A 19,764-nucleotide genomic window follows, 5' to 3' on the forward strand; every position below is an offset into this window, starting at 1 on the left:
AGCGTGCGGGTTCATTGAGCGAGGCGGCCGAACCGGGACAGCGCCCCGTCCATCGAGTCCGCGGCCCGGCGCTGCACGTCCTCGGTGAGGTGCGTATAGATCTCCGAGGTCGTGGCGAGTCGGCTGTGCCGGAGAGTCCCCTGGATGGTCTTCATGTCCACGCCTTCCCCATGCAACCAGGTCGCCGCGGTGTGCCGGAGGTCGTGAATCCTCACCCGCTTGCCGTCCGGCCGCGTGATGCCCGCCTCGTCGCACAGTGCGTTCCATGCCCGGTTGGCGTTCCGCGGCTCAATCGGCGTCCCCACCGAAGTGGTGAACACCAGCCCCGGGTCCGCCCACACCTTCGCCGCCAGCCGCTCGGCGGCCTGATCCACCTTGTGCTGCCGCAGCAGCACGACCACGGCCCGGGGGATCGCCAGCTTCGCGTCCGACCCCTCGGTCTTCGCGCGGACCACGGCCAGCCGACCGCGCCGGCGTCCGGTCTCCTGGTCGAGCTCGCCCCGCAGGCGCTGCAGCGAAGGACCAACCTTGATCACGGCGTTGTCCAGGTCGATGTCCTCCCAGCGCAGTGAGAGTGCCTCACCGCGCCGCAGGCCGAGGCCAAGGATCGTGAGCCACAACACGCCCCACCGATGGTTGTGCGCCGCTGAAAAGAGCCTGTCGGCCTCCTCGCCGGTCAGCGCCGTCCCGCGCTTGCTCTTGCCCGAGGGTGGCTCGACCAGCATGGCCACGTTGCGCGCGACCAGTTCGTCCTTGAACGCATCGTTGAGCGCGGCCCGGAGGATGGCGTGGCAGTAGTTGACCGTGCGGTCGGACAGGAACACCACCGGCGGCGGATCCTCGCCCTCCACTGCCTTCTTCTGCCGGGCCGCCGGTTTGCGCTGCAACTCCAGCAGCCATGCCCGTAACCGTGCGGGGGTCAGCTTCGTCAGCGGCTCGCCTCCAACGTGCGGGATGACGTGGAGCCTGATGTTGTCCGAGTAGGAGATCATCGTGGACTCGGCCACCTTCCCTGCGGCCACCCGCTGGGCCAGCGTGAGCGAGACCCACTGGTTGAGATAGCGCTCCAGGGTGACGCCGCGGCCGGACGTGATCGGCTTGCCCTCCTCGACCTGGCGGAGCAGCTTGCGCCACTCCTCCCGCGCCTTGGTCTTGTCCTTCGACGAGACGGTCTTCCGCTCGCCGCCCGGCAGTGTCACGGCGCCGATCCACATACCGTCCCCGCGCTGGTAGAAGCTGCCTTCTCCGTTGCCGCGCGAGCGCTTTTTCGTGGCCGTCATCGGGTCGCTCCCGTTCCTCGCGTTCGGCGTGCGGGTGGCCTCAGTTCCTTGACGGCCTGCTGCATGAGGCCGGCGAAGTGCCGCGGCAAGTCGGAACTGGCGAGCGTGAACGACCCGGCCACTGGGTCCTCGGTGATGAGCCCTCCGAAGTTCGACCCGAACACCTTGATCAGCTCGGTGACCCGGGTCTGTTCCTCCGCAAGCCGCTCGTCCCAGTAGTCGAGGAGGGCCTTCTTGACGCCGTCAGGGAGTGAGGCTTCCTGGATCTGGCGGACGATCGGCGGGGTGGGCGGTGCCGGCGGCTCGGTGTTGCGGAGTAGGTCGGGCGGGACATGCCCGGACATAGTGAGCATGGGCTCAATGCTCATGCGGAACAGTTGACCGAGCTTCACCAGGTGTGTGATGTGCGGGCGGGTTCCCTTCCGCCACCGGGAAACTGTCGACTGCTGTAGGCCAAGCGCCTCGGCGAGCTGCGCGTCAGACCCGTACCCGTTGGCACGCGCTGTGGTTGCAAGCCAGTCGTAGAACTTGTTCTCCTCCGGCATGAATGCTGACTCCTCCATGGGATGCGGATAACGCATATTGACTCTAATGATATTGAGCGCGACCCGCAAGAACTTGCAGCAATGTTCGGCAGCGGACGGTCCCCTTCGGCGATGCCCAGCAGGCAGTAAGCAGCGAGAGATGACGCAAGCGGCAACGGCGCGTAGAGTACGAAGTTTTCCCGCGTATCGCCGAGTGAATCCCCTGGTAATCGGCTTTCTGGCGTCTCCATCGCGCGTCATAAGCAGCTCGGCCGCCTACCGCAAACGGCCGCTTGCGTCATGTGCAGTCGAATGCGATCGCAAACTTGCGTGAGCCGCCATGGACCGTTACGGTGATCTTCGTACGGCCGAGGACTGGGGGGTGGAAACCCAAACCGGTGTCACGGTCCGGACAGCAGTAAGCCCCCGGCGGGGTGCTGTGGACGGAGTTCCCGCTCCGAACACCGCACGGTTTCCCACCGAGGGCTGCCCAAGCCAGTCGCGTCGATTCGAAGGACCTGAGTCATGTCCAATGCTAGAGGGCTGAGCACGGTCGGAGAACCTCTGACCAGCCGCCACACCCGCCTGTCGCCCGTTGGCGAGCCGACGTCCACGGCGTCGCCGTGCGCGTGCTTCCCTCTCCTCCTCAAGGAGGAGCAGGTCCTTGAGCTGCTCCAGATCGGCCGCAGTGTCTACTTCCAGCTCATCAAGTCGGGCGAACTGGAGTCCGTGCTCATCGGCCGCAGCAGGCGCGTTCCGAGGGACTCCCTCCTGACCTATGTCCAGGAACTGCGTGCGACTGCCTCGGCGGCCTGACGCTCGGACCGTGAGGGCACTTCCTACAGCCGCTGGATGACCGATTGGTCGCTCCGCCCTTGAGTGGCTCGTCCGTTCGGGGCGAGGAACCGACCGCTCGGCCGCGTGGCGACACACCTTCCGCCAGTCGCTGACGTCGTCACTGTCCTACCTGGAACAGCGCTGTCTTATGCGGCAGCTCAGAGGCTCCTGCCTCGGGCCTACGGCTCCATGTACACCCACGGCGACGGTTACTCCGCCACTCCGCCGAACGCCCGTACAAGAAGGCGCCCGGGTGGTTGCGCACCCAGGCGCCCGACCCCATCACTCGATGCATCCGAGATGGACAGGATCATGCACGACCAGAAGAGTCTTCCGGCCGCTGGACAGCACGGTAACACGCTGAGCAGCGGCAACCCCTTGCCCGGACTTCACGGCCCGGATGCCGCGATGGTTCAAGGCGCGCCAGACCTCCGCGTGAGCCCTGGCCATTCCCGCCTGCAGGCGATGCTCCGCTACGCCGCGCACGGCTGGCCAGTGTTCGTCCTATCCAGTTCCAAGACACCCCTGCGGAACTGCGACCGGTGCCGTGACGAGCACGTCGCTCCGGAGCAGATGGAAGCCTGCCCCTGCCTGACCTGCCACGGCTTCTACGCGGCCACGACGGACCCTGATCGCATCCGCGCCATGGACCGTCGCGTCCCGCGCAGCCTGATCGCGATCCGCACCGGTAGCGCCTCGGGCACCGTCGTCATCGACGTAGACGTACCGCACGGCCTCAAGACCATGGCGAAACTCGACGAGGGCGGCATCCTGCCCAGCACAGTCACCGCGACCACCGGATCCGGCGGCCTGCATCTGGTCTACCGACATCCTGGCGTCCGCATCCCCTCCGGTGTGGGCAAGGCCGGACAGCAGATCGACGTCAAGGCCGATGGCGGGTACATCGTGGTGGCTCCCTCTCTCCACCCGCGCACGGGCCAGCCCTACCGATGGGTGAACGACCAGTTCGCGCTGCCGCTGGCCGACCTTCACCCAGCCCTCCTCGAACGGCTGCAGGAGAAGCCGCCGCAGCCCCGCAAGGTCGCCCGAGGCGCAAGGAGCGGGGATGCACGGGGTCGCCTCGGTGGCCTCGTACGGACGGTCCTAAAGGCTGCCCCGGGAGAGCGGAACACGGTCCTGTTCTGGGCCGCGTTCCGGGCGGGGCAGATGGTCGCGCAGGGCGCCATCGACGAGGCCACTGCCTACAACGTGCTCTGGGCGTCCGGCATGGAGATCGGGCTCACGGAATCAGAGATCGGCATCGCCTTGGGGCGCGGCACGATCGGGAACGGCATGCGTCGCGGAATGAGGGCATCGTGACGAAGAGTGCCCAGCAGATCCTCGACGAAGCTGGCGTCCCCGGAGGGCACAAGGCATCGTCGATCATCGGCGAGATGCACCGGGGTCAGCTCCGCATGGCCGAGCGGTTCGCCAAGCTCCACGCTGGGCGGCTCATGCACGCCCACAGCCTCGGCTGGCACGTGTGGGACTCGACCCGATGGGTCCCGGACAAGGACGGCGCCGCAATGCGCGCAGCCGCAGCGACGGTGAAGGCTGCCCTCTCGGACATCCCGAGCCTTGAGAACAAGGAGGATCGGGATGACCTGTACGCCGACATCCGCAAGTGTGAGTCCGCGTCGGCCCTCGATGGCATTCTGCGGATCGCAGGCTCCTTGAAGCCCATCACCGTGTCACCCGACGTCCTGGATGCCGCTCCCCACCTGTTCAACACCCCCAGCGGCACGCTCGATCTGCGGACGGGGGAACAGCGTCAGCACGATCCCGCTGACATGCTGACCAAGGTGGCCGGGTGTGACCTGGACATGGATGCCCGAAGCGACTTGTTCGACCGGTTCATCAACGAGATCTTGCCCGACGACGACGGTCACGCCGGGCTCCAGGTGTGGGTGCAGCGGGTCTTCGGTTACTCGATGCTGGGGCTCGTCCGCGAGCACGTACTCCCGATCTTCACGGGGACCGGCCAGAACGGGAAGTCGACGCTGCTGGAGGCGATGGGCAAAGCGTTCGGTGACTACGCCATCAACGCCGAGCCCGACCTTCTCGTGTCCCGGGGTGAGTCGGCGCACCCGACCGGCCTGGCCGACTTGAAGGGGGCGCGGCTGGCCGTGTGCAGCGAGACCGACGAGGGCAGGAGCCTCGCCTCGGCCACCATGAAGCGCCTGACTGGTGGCGAACGGCTCCGCGCCCGCAAGATGCGCAAGGACTTCTTCGAGTTCGACCCGAGCCACGTCCTGATCCTCTGCACCAACCACAAGCCGAAGGTCTCCGGCGACGACCCCGCAGTGTGGCGCCGGATCCGCGTGGTGCCCTTCGACGTGGTCGTCGCCAAGCCTGACCGCAGGCTGCCGGAGCGGCTCGCCGAGGAACTGCCCGCGTTGCTCGCCTGGGCGTACCGGGGATACCGGAGCTACGAGGAGGGCGGCCTTGCGCTGCCCAGCGTCATCGCCGAGCGCACCAACAAGTACCAGATCGAGTCTGACCCGCTCGGGCGGTTCCTACAGGACCAGACCATCCAAGCCAGCCACTATCACGTGGGCGCCCGACACCTGTTTGCCGCCTGGTCGAAGTGGTGTATTGCGGCTGGCGAGGAGGCAGGGCCGGAGGTGACGTTCGCTGACTCCATGGCCAAGCGCGGCCACGAGAAGAAGCGTGCCGCGTCCGGCCAGGCATATCGCGGAATCGCACTCGCCGCCGAGAAGTAGCCCGGAGACGAGTTCCCTCGCCACATCGTCAAGAACGGAGGATTGAGGCTTGAGCAGCACCATCGCCGCCATCATCACGAACGCTCAACGGGCCCTGGTCATCCTGCTCGCCGAGTGGGAGGTACCTGGAGCTGAACGCAAGGCGGCGGACGCGGTCACGCTGCTCGTGCGGCACGGGCTGCGGCCGACCTCGGCTCGTACTGCCCTGCCGGTCTCTTACCGACGCGGAACCGCCGACCCGAGTATCGCGCACCGGGGGGCAGCCGGAGCCCGTCGGCTACTCGCCGCCCGACGCCAGGAGTGTGAGTGATGGGCCGTCCCTCCAAACTCACCCCCGAGCTGCGCGACGAGCTCTGTAAGCACTTGGAGGCGGGCCACTTCCTCGGCACCGCCGCTGACCTCTGCGGAGTCGGCCGTTCCACCGTCCACAGGTGGATGACCCTAGGAGAGGAGGAGGGGGCGGCTCCCGAATACCGGGAGTTTCGGGAGGCCCTTACACGCGCACGCGCGCGAGCCTCTGTAGACCTCGTGGCGGCTGCCTTTGCCGATGCCATGGGTGGCACCCTGATCCGCGAAGCCACCCGGCCGGACGGAACCCGAGAACGCGTGTGGACGCCCCCCAACGGTCGTGTCGCCCTCGAACTGCTCGCCCGGATGTACCCAGAAGAATGGCGCCCGGTGAAGGCCGTTGAGGTCTCAGGTCACCAGGGTGGCGCGATCGAGATCGGCCCCAACGCTGCTGTCGTCGAGGGCATCGTCAAGCGCATCGCCGAGGTCAAGCAGCGCCGCCAGGCCCAGAACCAAGCTCAGGGACGGCCAGCAGGTGAGCTGGCCGCCAGCTAACACCGAGTTGAAGATCTCCGGCGAATCGGCGATGCCAAGCTGAAGGCGATGAGGGGTGTCCGCTGGCTGACGCTCACATCCCGGGGGTGGGATGGCGGGCCAGCTTGATCGCCGAGATCAGCAGCACGGCTGCGAGGACGGGAATGAGGACAAGGCCGGGGATCACACCGAGCAGCAGGCCACCGAGGAGAGCACCCACGACTGAGCCCGCGACCATGGCGGCGACGAAGCGGAGGTTGACGCCCAGGATGGCGAAGCTGTCGTCACGGCTGTAGCGGGCGAAGGCGACCAGCATGGTGGGCAGGGACACCAGCAGCGACAGTCTGCCCGCGGTCTTGATATCGGCCGCGTAGAGCAGCACGATCGTCGGGATCAGCAGTTCCCCGCCGGCCACCCCCATGATGGCCGCCACCACGCCGATCCCGAACCCCGCGACAATCCCGGCCACCGCCCGTACGGGGCCAGGCAGCACCAGCGAGCCCATGGTGGTCGCGTGGGTGAGCACCAGGGCCGCGGCCATGAGCACCATCAGGGCCGCCAGCACCTTGTAGAGGGTGGCCGAGCGCATCCGCACCGCCCAGGACGCTCCCGCCCACGCGCCCAGCAGGCTTCCGGCCAGCAGGTTGACCGCCACCATCCAGTGTGCCGCCAGATCGGCGAGGGGGACGGCGGCCAGCCGCGCGGGCAGCGCGACCAGGACCACGACCAGGCTCATCGCCTTGTTGAGGATCACCGCGGCCAGCGCGGCGAAGCCGAACAGCCCGATGAGCAGCGGCAGCCGGAACTCCGCGCCGCCGAGGCCGATCATCCCGCCGAGCACGCCCACTGCAGCCCCGGCGGTGAAGACCAGCGATGCCGAGCGCACCGTGCGGCCGGGTACGACGTCGTCGTTTGCGCTCACGTCAACCTGCGCTCCCTGCCGGATCCCTGCGCTCCTGCGCGTCGGCGTCCAGGATCTCGCACTGGCTTAGAGCACATCCATCGCAGAAGAGCACAACCATGCGGACGGCACCAAAATCACCTGCAAGCTCAGGCATCCGGATGGCACCCTGACGGGATGCAGATCCGCAGCCAGGTGCTCCAGCTGTTAGCGACGCCGGGCACCGACCCCCGGTTCTTCGATTCCTACCTGCCCAAGGCGATCCGGACCGCCACCGGCTGCCGGCCTCACCAGGTGTGGGAGGCGCTATACGGGCTGCTCGCCGACGGGCTCGTCTACATCGATCACGCCAATCCGGGATCGTCGTCGGACAACTGGCGGTGGAAGTTGTCCGAGCGCGGTCTGAAGGTCGTCAGCGGCGGGCCGTGGGAGCCGTACGACCCGGAAGGCTACCTGCGCCGGATGCACCGTCAGGTGCCGGACCTGCACCCGATCGCTTCCCAGTACCTGGAGGAGTCGCTGCGAGCGTTCAACGCCGGCTGCTACCTGGCCAGCTCGGTGATGCTCGGGGTGGCCGCCGAGCAGGTCTTCCTGGTCGTGGCCGAGGCGATGGTCGCCGCGCTGGGCACCTCGGCCGAGAAGCTGCGCAAGGAGCTCGACAACCCCAAGAGCTCCCAGAACGCCCGCTTCCAGGCGCTGCGCGCCCGCCTAGAGCCGCTGCGCCCCACGCTGCCCGATGACCTGGGTGACACCCTGACCATGGACGCGGTGGCCGACCTGCTCAGGGTCACCCGCAACGAGGCCGGCCACCCGCGCGGCCGCGCCGTCGATGAGGACACCGCCTACACCCACCTGCAGATGGCCGCCCGCTATCTGGGCAAGATGACCGCGCTGGCCGCGCACTTCGCTCAGCAATCCGCTCAGCAGACCGGCAGTCCGGCGGCGAGCAGCTGACATCGGCGCCGGGCAGCTACCAGCCGAGCGCGAAGCAGGGCTACCCCGCGCCCCGGCCGGGGGTGATGCCCAGGAGCCCGCACAGCGGCCCCAGCAGGTGTGCCGCCGCCAGCAACATGTTCGCCTGGAGTCGGCGCCATGAAGTCGGCATCAGAGAACTCGGCGTCCGGGTAGCGCGCACCGCAAAACGCCCGTGCGCCCGCCGCTGTGGCCCGGCTACGATCCCAGATCGTGAACCGCCAAGAACCGGGCGCGATGTCTGTGGAACTGTCCGACGGACGCGTCCTGCACATGTCGACCACGCGCCCGAAGCCATCGGCTTCGGCGAGGATCACCCTGCTCGAAACGATCGCTCGCCGTCTCTTCGACGACTGCCCCATCTGCGGTGACCCGGCAACCAACGAAGAACACGTCCCGCCGGCGGCCATGGGCGGGGAGAAGATGACCCGCACGTGCGCCGCGTGCAACCACAGGCTGGGCAGTCACGTGGAGGCAGATCTCACCGACTGGTACGACAACCTGATCACGCTTCCGCGGTTCACCGGGCCCGGCATCCAAGGCGCCAGGAGAACCGCTCGTATCCCGCTCATGTGGACGCCCGAAGACGGGTTCGCGCTCCTGCTGAGCGGAAACATCGATCCGGCGATCGAGGAGATGCTCCGAAGCGGGGAGATCGAGCTGGCCGGGCTGCTTCCCGACGAGAACCGATATCGGCTCGCCCTGCTCAAGCACTCCTACCTGGCTGTATGCCTACAGTTCGGGATCCTCGAAGGGGCCGATAGCGATCACGTTCGCCGCGACCTCATCGCCGCACGAGACGCGGCCGGCCGCATGAACGTGCCCCATAGCCCGCTCGCCATGGGACTGACTGTCATCCGCCATAACGGAGCGACGGCTTTGGCATCGGCGCCGCTGGTCAGAGCGATTGTGCACCTGGGCGAGGAACCGATCGAGGGCGTGCTTCTGGCCGGCCGGGTCTTCGTCTCCTGGTCCTCGACCTTCAATCCCGACCAGGGCCCGGATCAGAACCGACACTTGCAGGTCAGCATGCAGGTGGGAAAGCCGATCAGCGGCACGGTGACATCAGTCGACTCGTGAGCCACTGTGGATCGGCGCTGGAGTCATCGCACTGGGCTTGTACGGGTTCGTCGCCCCCCTCCAGCCGGACGCGAACTTCGGCCGCATCCTGGCCGCCTATGGCGGCGTCTTCGTTGCCGGTTCCCTAGCTTGGGGCATGGTCGTCGACGGATTCCGACTTGTTCTCGATCTTCCAGCCGTCTCGGATGTTCGCCCTTGCTCGGCCGAGTCCGTCAAGATCGTTGTTAGTCATTCTGGGTCGCGATAATATGCTTTATCGCGACCCAGAATGCAGACCCCCACCCCCTCTGGAGAACGCTCGTGACCGAGCTGGCACGGCTGGAACCCCACGCCGACACATTCCCGCTGCCCGCTCCGGCGGGCATGGCTGACCGCGACCTGAGCGAGGCCGCCCGAGTACGAGTTGCCGGAGGCTTCGCCGAGAACACCAGCCGGGCCTACCAACGTGATTGGGAGACCTTCATCACCTGGAGTGCGGCGCACGCCCGCAGCCCACTTCCCGCCACGCCGGAGACCGTCGCCGAGTACGTCACCCACCTGGCCGGCACCCCGACCCGCAGGGGCACCCTGCCCGCGCCCTCGACCATCGAGCGGGCGCTGGCGTGCATCCAGTCCCGGCATAAGAAGGCGGGGTTCTCCCTCAACGCCGAGTTTGCCCGGCTCGCGTTGCGCAATTACCGCAAGGAGCGCGCCGCCACCGGGCACCGCACCCGGAAGGCGCCGCCCGCCGAGCTGACGGTGCTTCGCGCTCTGGTGGACACCACCGCTCCGACCCTCCTCGGCCTGCGAGACCGCGTGGTCCTGCTGCTCGGCTTTGCCCTCATGGGCCGCCGCTCCGAGTTGGCCGCCCTGGACATCGCCGACCTGACGATCACCAGTGATGGGCTGGAGGTGGCGATCCGCCGGTCCAAGACCGACCAGGACGCAGTCGGGGAGATGGTGCCCCTCCCGTACGGCTCGCACCCGGAGACCTGCCCCGTGCGTGTGGTGCAGGCTTGGCTGGCCGCGCTGGAGACCCACGGGGTGACCGAGGGCCCGCTGCTGCGCGCCATCGACCGGCACGGGCGCCTGTCCGGCACGCCGGGGGCGACCATGCGAGGCACCGGCCGCATGTCCGGCGACGGCCTCAACCAGATCGTGCGGCGAGCAGCGGAGAAGGCCGGGCTCAAGGACGCGCACACCTACACCGCCCACTCCCTCCGGGCGGGAGGAGCGACGGCCGCAGCCAAGGCCGGAGCCTCGGTGTCGGCCATCGCACGGCATGGCCGCTGGTCGGACAAGTCACCCGTCGTTCACGGATACATTCGGGCGGCCGACAAGTGGCGAGACAACCCCATGCGGGGTGTGGGGCTCTGAGCCCCAGTTCGAGCGGAACTGCCTTCGATGCAACTCCATTTGATCGAGTGAGTCGCCGCCGCCCTCAGCCCCCTGCTGGGGGAGGAATGGACGTCGGACTCCCTGGGGTCATGGTCATCGCTCACTGCCATCAGTAGGCGGCGTTGGGGCGTTGCCGCTGTCGCCATGGACCGGTATCGGCGGCGGATCGGCCGGCCGCTGGAACCAGAGCATGACGCCCACCACCACTGGCCTGAAGGCGATCTCTGCCCACGGGGCGCCCGCCCCCCATTGCGCGGCGACACCAAGAACGACGAACACCCACACGGCGGTGACCGCTTTCGGCGCACGGTACCCGCGCCGCCACGCATCCCCGGCCTGCCGCAGCATGGCGACCGGGGCGATGGCCAGCAAGAGCACGACCAGCCACGCGAAGAACTCCGGCTGATTGAGTCCCTGCGGCGACTTGGCCCACGCCAGCAGCGCCGGGAATGAGAGCGCCACCAGCAGCGTGACCCCCAGCAGGAAGATCGTAGCCTCGGCACTACGCCTCAGCCGCCTTGCCCAGGCCGACTCCAACGGGGCGACCGGCTCAGGCGGCTCGGTAGGTGTCGCCTCGTTCACCTGGCGGCTCCTTCTCGATGTCCTTCGTGCTCGCCGAGGCGGTGCGTCAGCAGCAGCACATGGCCGGCGAAGCGGGTGCATGCGTCAGTGGCGACAACAATCGGAACACAGGGGAAAGGGAGCAGGCTCGTCACGAGTGTGAACGCTACGCCGCACCAGTCAGCGCTCGCGCGCGTACGCGAGGACGCTTACGAAAGGTTCCGGAACTCCGTCTGGCCGGACAGGTGAGGCGCCCCGACTATGGCCAGGGCTTACAGCGGTAGTGAGCGGCGGCGGGTGGCGATGGGACGGCCCCTGTTGTGGTCGGGAATCCCGTACCAGTTCGACCGCCATCATGATTTGCCTGGTGATTGGGGTTGACTCCCGGACGCCGTGTAAGACGGCCCAGAGCGATCGAGTCTGGAGGGTTGACGGCTACGTCGAGTCGTAGTCCCCTCATGGTGAATGTTCTCGAATTCTTCTCCATCGGAGGCAGGTATGAGGGTTACGTTCCTCGGTTCGACCTCGCAGAACGGCGGCTCGCCCACACTGTGGGCAACAGACCGGGGCAGTCTCGTGGTGCGCGGCTACCGCGTCACCGACTCGCAGGCGCTCGCCGACCTGGGGGATGTGCCTTCCGGGGAGGCCGACATCGAGATCCCGCTGGAGTTGCTGAGCTTCTACCAGGCCCCCACCACCCACGACGCCGCCACGACCGCGACGGCCGACGAAGGCGCCGGTGAGGGGCGTTGACCCTGGTTTCCGGCGACGCGTTCGGGGATCTGTTCAGGTCATTCGAGCACACCGCGTTCCGGCTGGAGCCTCGGGAGCGCTACAACTCCCCGGGCGAGCACGAGCCGATCCGCAAGTTCCTCGCCGGCGAGCCCGATGACCTGGCGTGGAATCGGCCCTGGCTCGACCTCACGGCCGAACACGCGGCCAAGGGCAAGTTCGTCCATCGCGTGCGAGTCGTCTCCGTCCCGCTGTCGGACTACTCCCGCTTCGGCCTGTGGTGTGCGGAGTTCGCCATCCAGGCCGGCGAGGATATCCGCTATCTGAACCGGGCGCAGGCGGCCGGTCTGCCGGAGCTCGACTATTGGCTGTTCGACTCCAAGTGGGCCGCTCGCCTGAAGTTCGACGAGGATGACGTACTGCTCGGTGCTGAGATCGTCACCGACCCGGCCACCGTGATCGAGCTGGCGGCAGCTCGTGACGACGCTTGGCATCGGGCGGTCACTCGTGAACAGTTCCTCGCCGACTTGGCACGAGAGTAGGACGGCTGAGTAGAAAAGGGGGCGTGACCAGCCTCCAGCAAGCCAGAGAGTCGCTCGGAAACAAACTGCGCACCCTTCGTGCGTCAGCCGGCCTGACCGGCCGTGAACTCGCCGAGCGTCTCTCCTGGCCTGCCTCGAAGATCTCGAAGCTGGAGACGGGGAAGCAGACCCCTACTGAGGCCGACGTCACCGGCTGGGTCGGTGCGACGACCGGCGACGAGCAGGACAGCGCCTCGGTGCTCGCCATGCTGCGCACGATGGAGTCTGCGCACGCGGAGTGGCAGCGCCTCTTGAGCGGGGGCACCCGGCATCATCAGGGCACCTGGGCCGATATGGAACGGCGCGCTACTCGTCTTCGGGTCTTCGAGCCCGCCTTCATTCCCGGGCTGCTCCAGACAGCGGGATACGCCCGTCACCGGCTGGCTCAGGCCATCACGGTATTCGGCATCACGAACGACATCGACGACGCCGTTCGCGCCCGGCTGGCCCGTCAGGAGATCCTTTACGACCCGCGGAAGCGCTTCCACTTCGTGATCACCGAGGCAGTCCTCCGGTACAGGCTGTGCCCGCCGGAGCTGATGCTGCCCCAGCTCGATCGGCTGGTGGCCGCCTCCACGCTGCCCAATGTGCGGCTCGGCGTCATCCCGTTCGGCACACCGTTCGTCATCGCTCCTGGGTGCGGCTTCTGGATCTTCGATGACCGTCAGGTGCTCGTGGAGATCTTCTCGGCCGAGTTGACGTTGACCCAGGCCCAAGAGATCGACCTGCACGAGAAGGTCTTCGGGGCGATGGCCTCCGTCGCGGCCTACGGCGCCAGCGCCCGCGCGGTCATCACCCAGGTGATGGAGGAACTCCGCTCGGCGCTACCCGACGACGATGACGAAAGCGCCACGACGTCGTAGCTCGATGTTTCGCCTAACCTCTCCCGACCGGTCAGATTCGAGAAATCTCTAGAACTTTCCTCGCCGTTCCCCTCGCGCCCGTGTCACGCTGACAGCGCCATCGACGGTCCTGACCTGGAGATTGTCGTGAGTTCAGCGTTCGTACCCTTGTTGCCCGAGGAAGCCGTGGCCGCGCTCCCAGAGCGGGCCCGTGAGGTTGTCGAGTACCGAAAGTCGGGGCTTTCCCTTAATCACGTGCAGGGCTGTCCGCTCGGGTGTGCGTACTGCATCCGGCACACCTACGGGCTCTGGGACGCACGCCGGCCGCGGGCCTTGATGAGCGACAGTGAGGCGGTCGAGCAGCTCGTCAGCCATCGGTACTTCCGGCCACACGACACCCCGTTGCAGGTCTTCAACCGGGCCACCGACCCGTTCCTGCCGGGCGTACGGGACCACCTGTTCGCGGTGCTGGAAGACCTCGACCACCGCGGGCTCACGAACTCCGTGCTGGTGATCACCCGCGCTCATGTGGACGTCCGCGACTGCGAGCGGCTCAACGCCTTGAAGAACGTGAAGGTGACACTGCTGTTCACGTACTCGGGCATCTACGACAAGCGGATCGAGCCGCACCCCTCGGGCATCGCCGTGCGCTCCATGCGGCTTGCCACAACGTACGGGCCACGCCGCTACCGGACGATCTTCTACTGGCGGCCCCTGGTGCCCGGCCTGAACGACACCGCGGCCCATCTGGCGCGGGCCGCGAGTCTGTCCAAATGGGCAGACGCCACGGTGTTCACCGGCTTGTTCTACCGGGACGAGATCGCGGACTACTACCGGGCCAACGGCCTGCCCGAGCCGTATCAGGAGACCACGCGCCGCAAGATCGTCCCTGAGACGCTGGAGGAACGCATCCTTGCGGCGTTCGCCCGTCGGCCATCGAATGCGCCGCCGCTGTTCCGCAAGACTTCGTGCGCTGTCTCGTACGCCCACGGGCTGCCGGACTACAACGGCCACTACGGCATCAACGAGCTGTGCGACATCTGCCCGGCCGCCCAGCTCGACCGATGCGCCCAGGTTCATCGAGCGCCGACCGTTCGCCAACTCCAGGAGGCCGTAGCCGTCCTGCCCGAAGCGGCCGGCATGCGCGTCATCGAGGTCACGAAGCGGGCAGCGCACGTTGAAGGGCTGCCGTCCGAGCAGCCGCGCTACTACCTCCAGCACAGGTTCGGCTTCCAGATCCATGACGCCGCACACCCACATCGGCAACGACGGCATGGCCGAGCCGAGATTGGTTGGGAGAACGCGAATGGCTGACATCGACGTTCAGGCCCCATGGACGGAATTCCGCTACGCGGTCGCGGACGTCGAAGGCAACGGGCAGCAGCCTCCAGATCTCGTTGAGTTGGCCATCGTCCTGATCGACCAGGGCACGGTGGGAGAGCCCCTGACGTGGCTGGTGAAACCTCCGAGGCCGATCACACCGCTGGCCTGCCGCATCCACGGCATTTCCAACCAGCAGGTGGCGTCTGACCCGCCTGCCGCCGAGTACGCCGCGGACATCATGGCGGTCTTCGATGGCGCCATCTTCGTGGCGCACAACGCTCACGTGGATCTCAGCGTGCTGGCCCGGGAACTGCCCGGCTTCCAGCTCGCCCAGGTCATCGACACCCTGAAGCTGGCCCGCCGCCTTATGCCCGGACGCCCCTCGTACAAGCTGGGCACGCTCGCGAAGGAACTCAAGCTCGCCGCGGACATGCCCGCCGGCCTGAAGGTCCACCGGGCGGCCTACGACGCTCTCGTGTGCGCTCGCCTCCTCGCCTACCTGGCTGGCGATGCGGACCCGCTGCCGCTGGCCGCCCTCCTGACCGAAGCGACAATGACCTCCTCCGAAGGATCGACCGATGACGCAGCTCAGACCCTTTTCTGATCATCAACGCGGCCTGTTCATCAGCATCGACGGCCCCTCCGGCGCCGGGAAGTCGACCATCGTCGCGCACCTGTCGCAACTGCTGGTTGCCGATGGCGAGCACGTCCATACCACCGCCGAACCGTCCAACGGAGTCCTCGGCAAGATCGCCCGCGAGATGACCGAGACCGTCACCGGCCCCGCATTGGCCTGCCTGTACGCCGCAGACCGCTACCACCACCTTGAGACCGAGATCAAACCTCACTTGGACGCCGGCGAAATCGTCCTTTGTGACAGATACGTACCGTCGGCCCTGGTCATGCAGCGCTTCGACGGAGTAGACCCGACATTCCTGTGGGACCTGAACTCCCTGGCCGACCGGCCGGACTTAGCCGTGGTCCTCGAAGGTGCACCCGAACTGATCGCAACACGGCTGGCGGAGCGCGGAGCGCACAACCGGTTCCAGCTCACCCCCAGCTCCAGCCATGCCGAGGCCCACTTTTACCGGCAGGCATGCGAGCGGCTCATCCAGGCCGGATACGACGTCCTACGCATCGATATCAGCTCGGACGACGCGCACCAGATCGCGGTCACGATCAGGAACCGGCTCAAAGACTTCTTCGCTGTGCCCGACGATCAGCCACTGAGGACCCCCGCATGGTGACACCTGCTCCGGCGCCAATCCGGCGCCTCGAAGATCAAGTGAGATCCTCACGACCTACATCCCGCTTACGCCACCGCCCGGTGACAGCTTCAATCCGGCCACGGCCGCTGTTGTCCTTCGCAGCGACGGCGAGCCTGGGTAAGCCGCCTACCCGCACTCGAACCCCAATCCGGCCCTTCCCCTCTGAAGGTCTCAACTTATGGACTCCCGCAGCGCAACCCCGGTGACCTCGACCGGCCCAGGAATCCCCGGCGATGCCCCGTCGATCGCCCGTGTCTACGACGCCGTGACCAAGGGAAAGGACAACCGGGCCAGCGATCGGGACGTGGTTAAGGCGATGACGGCGATTGCCCCGGAGCTCCCGGAGGCGGCCCGCGCGAACCTGGAGTTCGTCCCGCGCGGGGTTGAGGCTGCCTCCGAGCTGGGCGTCGCGCAGTGGCTGAACCTCGGCTGCGGCCTGCCGCAGGTGGGCGAGGAAACCACGCTGGAGACGGCCCGCCGCATTCACCCGGGCGCCCGGGTGGCGTACGTGGACAACGATCCCTCCGTCGCCGTCTTCGGGCGGGCGCTGCTCGCGGGGGAGGGCGCGATGGCGTTGGAGGCGGACGCGCGGGACGTGAACACGGTGCTTGCACACGTTCGCCGTCTCCTCGACCTTCGCGAACGTGTGGGGATCGTCGTCACGGCGCTGGCGCACTTCTGGCCGGACGAGCAGAAGCCGGGAGACATCCTGCACCGGTACATGGCGGCGTTCCCCGGCGGCTACCTCGTTTTCAGCCACGCCCGGAGCGACCTCCTGACCGCTGACGAGCTCGACCGGCTTCTCACCGTGTACAAGCGGACCGCCGACATCTACCCGCGCCCGCTCAACACGATCCGAAGCATGTTCCTCGATGGTCTGCCCCTGCTGGAGCCCGGCCTTGTGGAGGCGTCGACGTGGCGGCCCGCCGAACCAATCGCGCGCGATGTCGGCAAGGCGCATTTCGTCGCCGCGGTGGCTGCTTTCGGCTCGTGCGCCGAGGAAGCGGTCAAGGAGAAGCAACCCGAGGGGGCGGCATGAGGCATCGCCGCTTCGCAGACCTCGATGACCAGCGCATCGACGACGAGCCTAAGTACCTCGACGACGAGGAGGGCGCCCGGTGCGCGGCCGCGCTACAGGCCGAGTACGGCAAAGTCGTGCTCGTACTGTGGGAGGTCGGGGGCAGGCACTTGACCGCGTGGTACAAGGGCCCCACGCCGAAGGGCCTCTACGTCAAAGGCCGCACCAAGCAGGACCTGCGCGAGCGCGTCTCGGCGATGCTCGGCGAACTGCGGCTCGCCGCGTCGATCCCCATGCAGCACCCTATCGTCAACGACATACTTCCCGGCTTCCAGAGGGGGCGCGGGTGAATAAGCGAGACGCGGTCAGGCAGGCGGTCCCGCGCGCAGATGGGGGCGCTGCTCCGCGTCTTGGCGCGGGCCTGCGCTCAACCTCCGCCACTGTCGTGCGGGCCCGCGCCCCCCAAGCTCATCGCCCACGGCAGGATCGTGCGCAGTCGTGGGCGATGGGATCCAACTCCCAGCCACCCTCTTCCCCACTGCGCGAGCCGCCCCCACTCGCCATGGATGGGCCGCTGGGCCGAGGAAGGCGGACATCCGGGTGCGCCCGTCCGCCTTCCTCGGGTCGCCTGTGGGCGTACAACGCCCCGCCCCAGCCAGCAAAGGCCACGTTATGCATGCCGCTATCGCACTCGCCTTCATCAATCTCGGCTCTCACCAGGAGGCCGGGCGGAAGCCACCCACCGGCGACGCCAGCCATCCTCCGGTTACTGCTCTCCCAACGGCAGCAGGCAGTCAGACCCACGTGGAGAGAACAGACGATGGCCACAGCATCCCAACCGCAGACGGTTGAGCCCGGTCAAGGGCAGCGACCCCGCCACCCGCTGAGGGCTACACGCAATCTCCCGGCCCACAGCGGTTCCGCCCCGGCTGGCCCGGACGGGGCGATGACCGGCCGTGGGACGGCGACCCCCGCCGTCCCACGGCCGCCCCGCCCCTGCCGCCTGACCGGAGGAGTCCGGAGGGTCCCCCATGGATCTGATCGTGCTCGTGTACGGAGACCCTTGGACGCCCGACCTACCAGCGGAGGCCACCCTCCGTCCGGTGCTCGCACGGCCATTCATCGTTGCCGGCCTGGCCCTGCTACTGGTGCTCAGCAGCAGGAAGCCCAGCGCGGATGCCGTCCATGTGCAGTTGCTCGCGCAGACCGTCGCGCACGTTTCGACTTCCCGGCCGAGCCCGCGGTGCCCGTGGCCGGCCGGAAGACGCTGGCAGGCGCTTTTACCCGCAGGGGATGGTGCCTGCCAGCCCCGGCGTGTGCAGTGGACAGGGGTGACCGGCCCCGCCACGGTGAACCCGCGCCGTACCAAGCCCCACCGCAAAGCCGCTGACCAGAAGACACCACAGGGAGACCATTCAGTGAATGACGAGACCATCGACCAGGCGCAGGCCGCCGAGCTGAGGAACAAGCTCGCGGACGAGCTCGCCACGGCGGGGCACATCAAGTCGGCTCAGGTCGACCGGGTGTTCCGGACGGTCGACCGGCACGCGTTCGTACCGGCCGATACCCCGCTGGAGGTCACCTATCAGGCCGACAGCGCGGTGGTGACCAAGAGGGATGAGCACGGCACGGCCATCTCCTCCGTCAGCGCGGCGTACGTTCAGGTCGCGATGATCGAGCAGGCCGAGCTGGCACCGGGCATGAGCGTGCTGGAGATCGGCTCAGGCGGTGTGAACGCGGCGATGCTGGCCGAAGTCGTCGGGCCGGACGGCGAGGTGATCAGCGTGGACATCGACCGGGAGGTGACCGACCGCGCCGCCGAGCTGCTGGACGTCGCCGGGTACGGCGACCGGGTGAAGGTGATCACGGCCGATGCCGAGCACGAAATTGCCGGGTTCGGGCCGTTCAACGCGACCATCGTGACGGTCGGCGCGTGGGACCTGGCCCCGGCGTGGCTGCGCCAGTTGGCCCCTGACGGCACGCTTGTGGTGCCGTTGCGGATGAACGGCGTGAGCCGCTCGATCGCGTTCCGCCGCGAGAATGACCATCTCGTCAGCACGTCCGCCGTGGTGTGCGGGTTCGTCCCCATGCAGGGGGCCGGTCAGCACGTCGACAGGGAATTCCGGCTGCCCGACCCCCACGGGCACGCCGTCACGCTCCGGTTCGACAACGGGGCGCCCGACGACCCCGCACTGCTGGACGGCGTTCTGGCGAGCGACCGCGCCGAGGTGTGGTCTGGCACCACGATCGAGAACGGCGTGTCGTTCGCCGACCTGCATCTGTGGTTCGCGAGCTTCCTGCCCGGTTTCTGCAGGCTGGCCGTCGAGGAGGGAACCGACCTCGCCCAGGAACGCAAGACGTGGTTCCCATTCGCCGGAGTGCGCGGCGACTCCTTCGCCTACCTATCGGTGCGGCCCGCGCTGGAAGGCGCCGGCGCGGAGTTCGGGGCCCGCGCGTACGGGCCGCACGGCCAGGAGGCAGCGACCGCGATGGTCGAACAGATCCAGGCGTGGGACGAGCAGGCCAGAAACCAGCCGGAGCCCACATTTGCCTACTGGCCGAGTGGCAACACCCCCGCCGACCTGCCCAAGGGCACGGCGGCCCTCAACAAGACCCACGGTCTTGTCACGATCTCCTGGCCCACCGGCTGATCGGCCGTTCAGACGGGCCAGGATGCCCCACACCCAACCTGTGAGGAGTGTGAACCGATGGCTCCAACGCTGACCCTCGACGCCACCGACGTCCTGAACCCCGCCGACCTCGCGGCCGATGAGGAGTTCGAGCTGGACATGCGCGTCGTGGAGGCCAGCACGCCGCTGGTGATCATGATGTGCGACACCAGCGACGGGTGCGGCACCTCGTGCAGCACCAGCGCGTGCACCACCAGTTCCAACGACCCTTCCTGAACCACTCTGCCGCCGAC

22 protein-coding genes and 3 pseudogenes are annotated in these 19,764 nt (G+C 67.6%); 20 read left to right on the forward strand and 5 right to left on the reverse strand.

Features of this window, described 5'->3' with window-relative positions; translation table 11 throughout:
* Positions 1–11: 11 nt before the first annotated feature.
* The 3 genes and pseudogenes from AB0F17_RS47405 to AB0F17_RS47415 all read right to left on the reverse strand — a co-directional run.
* Positions 12–1,280, reverse strand: a complete 1,269-nt coding sequence (locus AB0F17_RS47405; protein WP_358037463.1) for a tyrosine-type recombinase/integrase — start codon at positions 1,278–1,280, stop codon at positions 12–14.
* Positions 1,277–1,648: a hypothetical protein gene (locus AB0F17_RS47410; protein ID WP_358037570.1), complete on the reverse strand. Its 372-nt coding sequence runs from the start codon at positions 1,646–1,648 to the stop codon at positions 1,277–1,279. The genes AB0F17_RS47405 and AB0F17_RS47410 overlap by 4 nt, the downstream gene beginning before the upstream one ends.
* A 3-nt stretch (positions 1,649–1,651) precedes the next feature.
* Positions 1,652–2,065: pseudogene (locus AB0F17_RS47415) on the reverse strand (helix-turn-helix transcriptional regulator); the annotation flags it as partial.
* Between the two features lie 264 nt (positions 2,066–2,329).
* Here AB0F17_RS47415 and AB0F17_RS47420 point away from each other — a divergent pair.
* The 5 genes from AB0F17_RS47420 to AB0F17_RS47440 all read left to right on the forward strand — a co-directional run bounded on the left by AB0F17_RS47420 (position 2,330) and on the right by AB0F17_RS47440 (position 6,207).
* Positions 2,330–2,620 carry a helix-turn-helix domain-containing protein gene (locus AB0F17_RS47420; RefSeq protein WP_358037466.1) on the forward strand — a complete coding sequence of 97 codons (291 nt, stop codon included), beginning with the start codon at positions 2,330–2,332 and terminating at the stop codon, positions 2,618–2,620.
* 456 nt (positions 2,621–3,076) lie between these two features.
* Positions 3,077–3,961: a bifunctional DNA primase/polymerase gene (locus AB0F17_RS47425; protein ID WP_358037469.1), complete on the forward strand. Its 885-nt coding sequence runs from the start codon at positions 3,077–3,079 to the stop codon at positions 3,959–3,961.
* Positions 3,958–5,364 (forward strand): phage/plasmid primase, P4 family, encoded by a 1,407-nt coding sequence (locus AB0F17_RS47430; RefSeq protein WP_358037472.1) that lies wholly within the window; start codon positions 3,958–3,960, stop codon positions 5,362–5,364. The genes AB0F17_RS47425 and AB0F17_RS47430 overlap by 4 nt, the downstream gene beginning before the upstream one ends.
* 49 nt (positions 5,365–5,413) lie before the next feature.
* Positions 5,414–5,674, forward strand: a complete 261-nt coding sequence (locus AB0F17_RS47435; protein WP_358037475.1) for a hypothetical protein — start codon at positions 5,414–5,416, stop codon at positions 5,672–5,674.
* Complete coding sequence (locus AB0F17_RS47440; protein ID WP_358037478.1) at positions 5,674–6,207, forward strand: hypothetical protein; 534 nt, start codon at positions 5,674–5,676, stop codon at positions 6,205–6,207. Before AB0F17_RS47435 ends, AB0F17_RS47440 begins: the two co-directional genes overlap by 1 nt.
* 73 nt (positions 6,208–6,280) lie before the next feature.
* Here AB0F17_RS47440 and AB0F17_RS47445 read toward each other — a convergent pair whose 3' ends face one another.
* Positions 6,281–7,108 carry a sulfite exporter TauE/SafE family protein gene (locus tag AB0F17_RS47445; RefSeq protein ID WP_358037481.1) on the reverse strand — a complete coding sequence of 276 codons (828 nt, stop codon included), beginning with the start codon at positions 7,106–7,108 and terminating at the stop codon, positions 6,281–6,283.
* Positions 7,109–7,264: 156 nt separating this feature from the next.
* Here AB0F17_RS47445 and AB0F17_RS47450 point away from each other — a divergent pair, with 156 nt between their 5' ends.
* The 5 genes and pseudogenes from AB0F17_RS47450 to AB0F17_RS47470 all read left to right on the forward strand — a co-directional run bounded on the left by AB0F17_RS47450 (position 7,265) and on the right by AB0F17_RS47470 (position 10,495).
* Positions 7,265–8,041: a hypothetical protein gene (locus AB0F17_RS47450; RefSeq protein ID WP_358037484.1), complete on the forward strand. Its 777-nt coding sequence runs from the start codon at positions 7,265–7,267 to the stop codon at positions 8,039–8,041.
* Between the two features lie 291 nt (positions 8,042–8,332).
* Positions 8,333–8,542, forward strand: a pseudogene (locus AB0F17_RS47455) (HNH endonuclease); the annotation flags it as partial.
* Between the two features lie 87 nt (positions 8,543–8,629).
* Complete coding sequence (locus AB0F17_RS47460; protein ID WP_358037573.1) at positions 8,630–9,139, forward strand: hypothetical protein; 510 nt, start codon at positions 8,630–8,632, stop codon at positions 9,137–9,139.
* A gap of 4 nt (positions 9,140–9,143) precedes the next feature.
* Positions 9,144–9,386, forward strand: a pseudogene (locus tag AB0F17_RS47465) (YnfA family protein); the annotation flags it as partial.
* Between the two features lie 53 nt (positions 9,387–9,439).
* Positions 9,440–10,495 carry a site-specific integrase gene (locus tag AB0F17_RS47470; RefSeq protein WP_358037487.1) on the forward strand — a complete coding sequence of 352 codons (1,056 nt, stop codon included), beginning with the start codon at positions 9,440–9,442 and terminating at the stop codon, positions 10,493–10,495.
* A 114-nt stretch (positions 10,496–10,609) separates the two neighbouring features.
* Here AB0F17_RS47470 and AB0F17_RS47475 read toward each other — a convergent pair whose 3' ends face one another.
* Complete coding sequence (locus AB0F17_RS47475; protein ID WP_358037490.1) at positions 10,610–11,098, reverse strand: hypothetical protein; 489 nt, start codon at positions 11,096–11,098, stop codon at positions 10,610–10,612.
* Positions 11,099–11,575: 477 nt separating this feature from the next.
* Here AB0F17_RS47475 and AB0F17_RS47480 point away from each other — a divergent pair, with 477 nt between their 5' ends.
* From AB0F17_RS47480 to AB0F17_RS47525, 10 genes are all read left to right on the forward strand, one after another.
* A complete protein-coding gene (locus AB0F17_RS47480) occupies positions 11,576–11,830 on the forward strand; it encodes a hypothetical protein (protein WP_358037492.1) in 255 nt (84 codons plus the stop codon).
* A complete protein-coding gene (locus AB0F17_RS47485) occupies positions 11,827–12,351 on the forward strand; it encodes a DUF6879 family protein (RefSeq protein WP_358037494.1) in 525 nt (174 codons plus the stop codon). Before AB0F17_RS47480 ends, AB0F17_RS47485 begins: the two co-directional genes overlap by 4 nt.
* A 23-nt stretch (positions 12,352–12,374) precedes the next feature.
* Positions 12,375–13,253, forward strand: a complete 879-nt coding sequence (locus tag AB0F17_RS47490) for a helix-turn-helix transcriptional regulator (protein ID WP_358037496.1) — start codon at positions 12,375–12,377, stop codon at positions 13,251–13,253.
* 315 nt (positions 13,254–13,568) lie between these two features.
* The gene (locus AB0F17_RS47495; protein WP_358037499.1) at positions 13,569–14,546 is read left to right on the forward strand and encodes a hypothetical protein; all 978 of its coding nucleotides are present in this window, start codon (positions 13,569–13,571) and stop codon (positions 14,544–14,546) included.
* Entirely contained in the window at positions 14,539–15,159 is a 621-nt protein-coding gene (locus AB0F17_RS47500; protein WP_358037501.1) for an exonuclease domain-containing protein, read from the forward strand. Before AB0F17_RS47495 ends, AB0F17_RS47500 begins: the two co-directional genes overlap by 8 nt.
* Entirely contained in the window at positions 15,134–15,802 is a 669-nt protein-coding gene (gene tmk / locus AB0F17_RS47505) for a dTMP kinase (RefSeq protein WP_358037504.1), read from the forward strand. Before AB0F17_RS47500 ends, tmk begins: the two co-directional genes overlap by 26 nt.
* 199 nt (positions 15,803–16,001) lie before the next feature.
* Positions 16,002–16,862, forward strand: coding sequence for an SAM-dependent methyltransferase (locus AB0F17_RS47510; RefSeq protein WP_358037507.1), 861 nt, complete (start codon positions 16,002–16,004; stop codon positions 16,860–16,862).
* The gene (locus tag AB0F17_RS47515; RefSeq protein WP_358037510.1) at positions 16,859–17,191 is read left to right on the forward strand and encodes a hypothetical protein; all 333 of its coding nucleotides are present in this window, start codon (positions 16,859–16,861) and stop codon (positions 17,189–17,191) included. The genes AB0F17_RS47510 and AB0F17_RS47515 overlap by 4 nt, the downstream gene beginning before the upstream one ends.
* 1,068 nt (positions 17,192–18,259) lie before the next feature.
* Positions 18,260–19,492 (forward strand): methyltransferase, FxLD system, encoded by a 1,233-nt coding sequence (gene fxlM, locus AB0F17_RS47520; RefSeq protein WP_358037513.1) that lies wholly within the window; start codon positions 18,260–18,262, stop codon positions 19,490–19,492.
* A 57-nt stretch (positions 19,493–19,549) separates the two neighbouring features.
* Positions 19,550–19,747 (forward strand): FxLD family lanthipeptide, encoded by a 198-nt coding sequence (locus AB0F17_RS47525; RefSeq protein WP_358037516.1) that lies wholly within the window; start codon positions 19,550–19,552, stop codon positions 19,745–19,747.
* Positions 19,748–19,764: the final 17 nt, after the last annotated feature.

The sequence above is a fragment of the Nonomuraea sp. NPDC026600 genome (assembly GCF_040638335.1).
Lineage (GTDB): Bacteria > Actinomycetota > Actinomycetes > Streptosporangiales > Streptosporangiaceae > Nonomuraea.

Bases quoted from the DNA above. Each gene is read 5' to 3' on its own strand.
- AB0F17_RS47460 (WP_358037573.1), top strand. From the start codon at position 8,630: ATGTGGACGCCCGAAGACGGGTTCGCGCTCCTGCTGAGCGGAAACATC.
- AB0F17_RS47510 (WP_358037507.1), top strand. From the start codon at position 16,002: ATGGACTCCCGCAGCGCAACCCCGGTGACCTCGACCGGCCCAGGAATC.
- AB0F17_RS47480 (WP_358037492.1), top strand. From the start codon at position 11,576: ATGAGGGTTACGTTCCTCGGTTCGACCTCGCAGAACGGCGGCTCGCCC.
- AB0F17_RS47500 (WP_358037501.1), top strand. From the start codon at position 14,539: ATGGCTGACATCGACGTTCAGGCCCCATGGACGGAATTCCGCTACGCG.
- tmk (WP_358037504.1), top strand. From the start codon at position 15,134: ATGACGCAGCTCAGACCCTTTTCTGATCATCAACGCGGCCTGTTCATC.
- AB0F17_RS47515 (WP_358037510.1), top strand. From the start codon at position 16,859: ATGAGGCATCGCCGCTTCGCAGACCTCGATGACCAGCGCATCGACGAC.
- AB0F17_RS47410 (WP_358037570.1), bottom strand. From the start codon at position 1,648: ATGAGCATTGAGCCCATGCTCACTATGTCCGGGCATGTCCCGCCCGAC.
- AB0F17_RS47405 (WP_358037463.1), bottom strand. From the start codon at position 1,280: ATGACGGCCACGAAAAAGCGCTCGCGCGGCAACGGAGAAGGCAGCTTC.
- AB0F17_RS47495 (WP_358037499.1), top strand. From the start codon at position 13,569: ATGAGCGACAGTGAGGCGGTCGAGCAGCTCGTCAGCCATCGGTACTTC.
- AB0F17_RS47420 (WP_358037466.1), top strand. From the start codon at position 2,330: ATGTCCAATGCTAGAGGGCTGAGCACGGTCGGAGAACCTCTGACCAGC.
- AB0F17_RS47440 (WP_358037478.1), top strand. From the start codon at position 5,674: ATGGGCCGTCCCTCCAAACTCACCCCCGAGCTGCGCGACGAGCTCTGT.
- AB0F17_RS47525 (WP_358037516.1), top strand. From the start codon at position 19,550: ATGGCTCCAACGCTGACCCTCGACGCCACCGACGTCCTGAACCCCGCC.
- AB0F17_RS47450 (WP_358037484.1), top strand. From the start codon at position 7,265: ATGCAGATCCGCAGCCAGGTGCTCCAGCTGTTAGCGACGCCGGGCACC.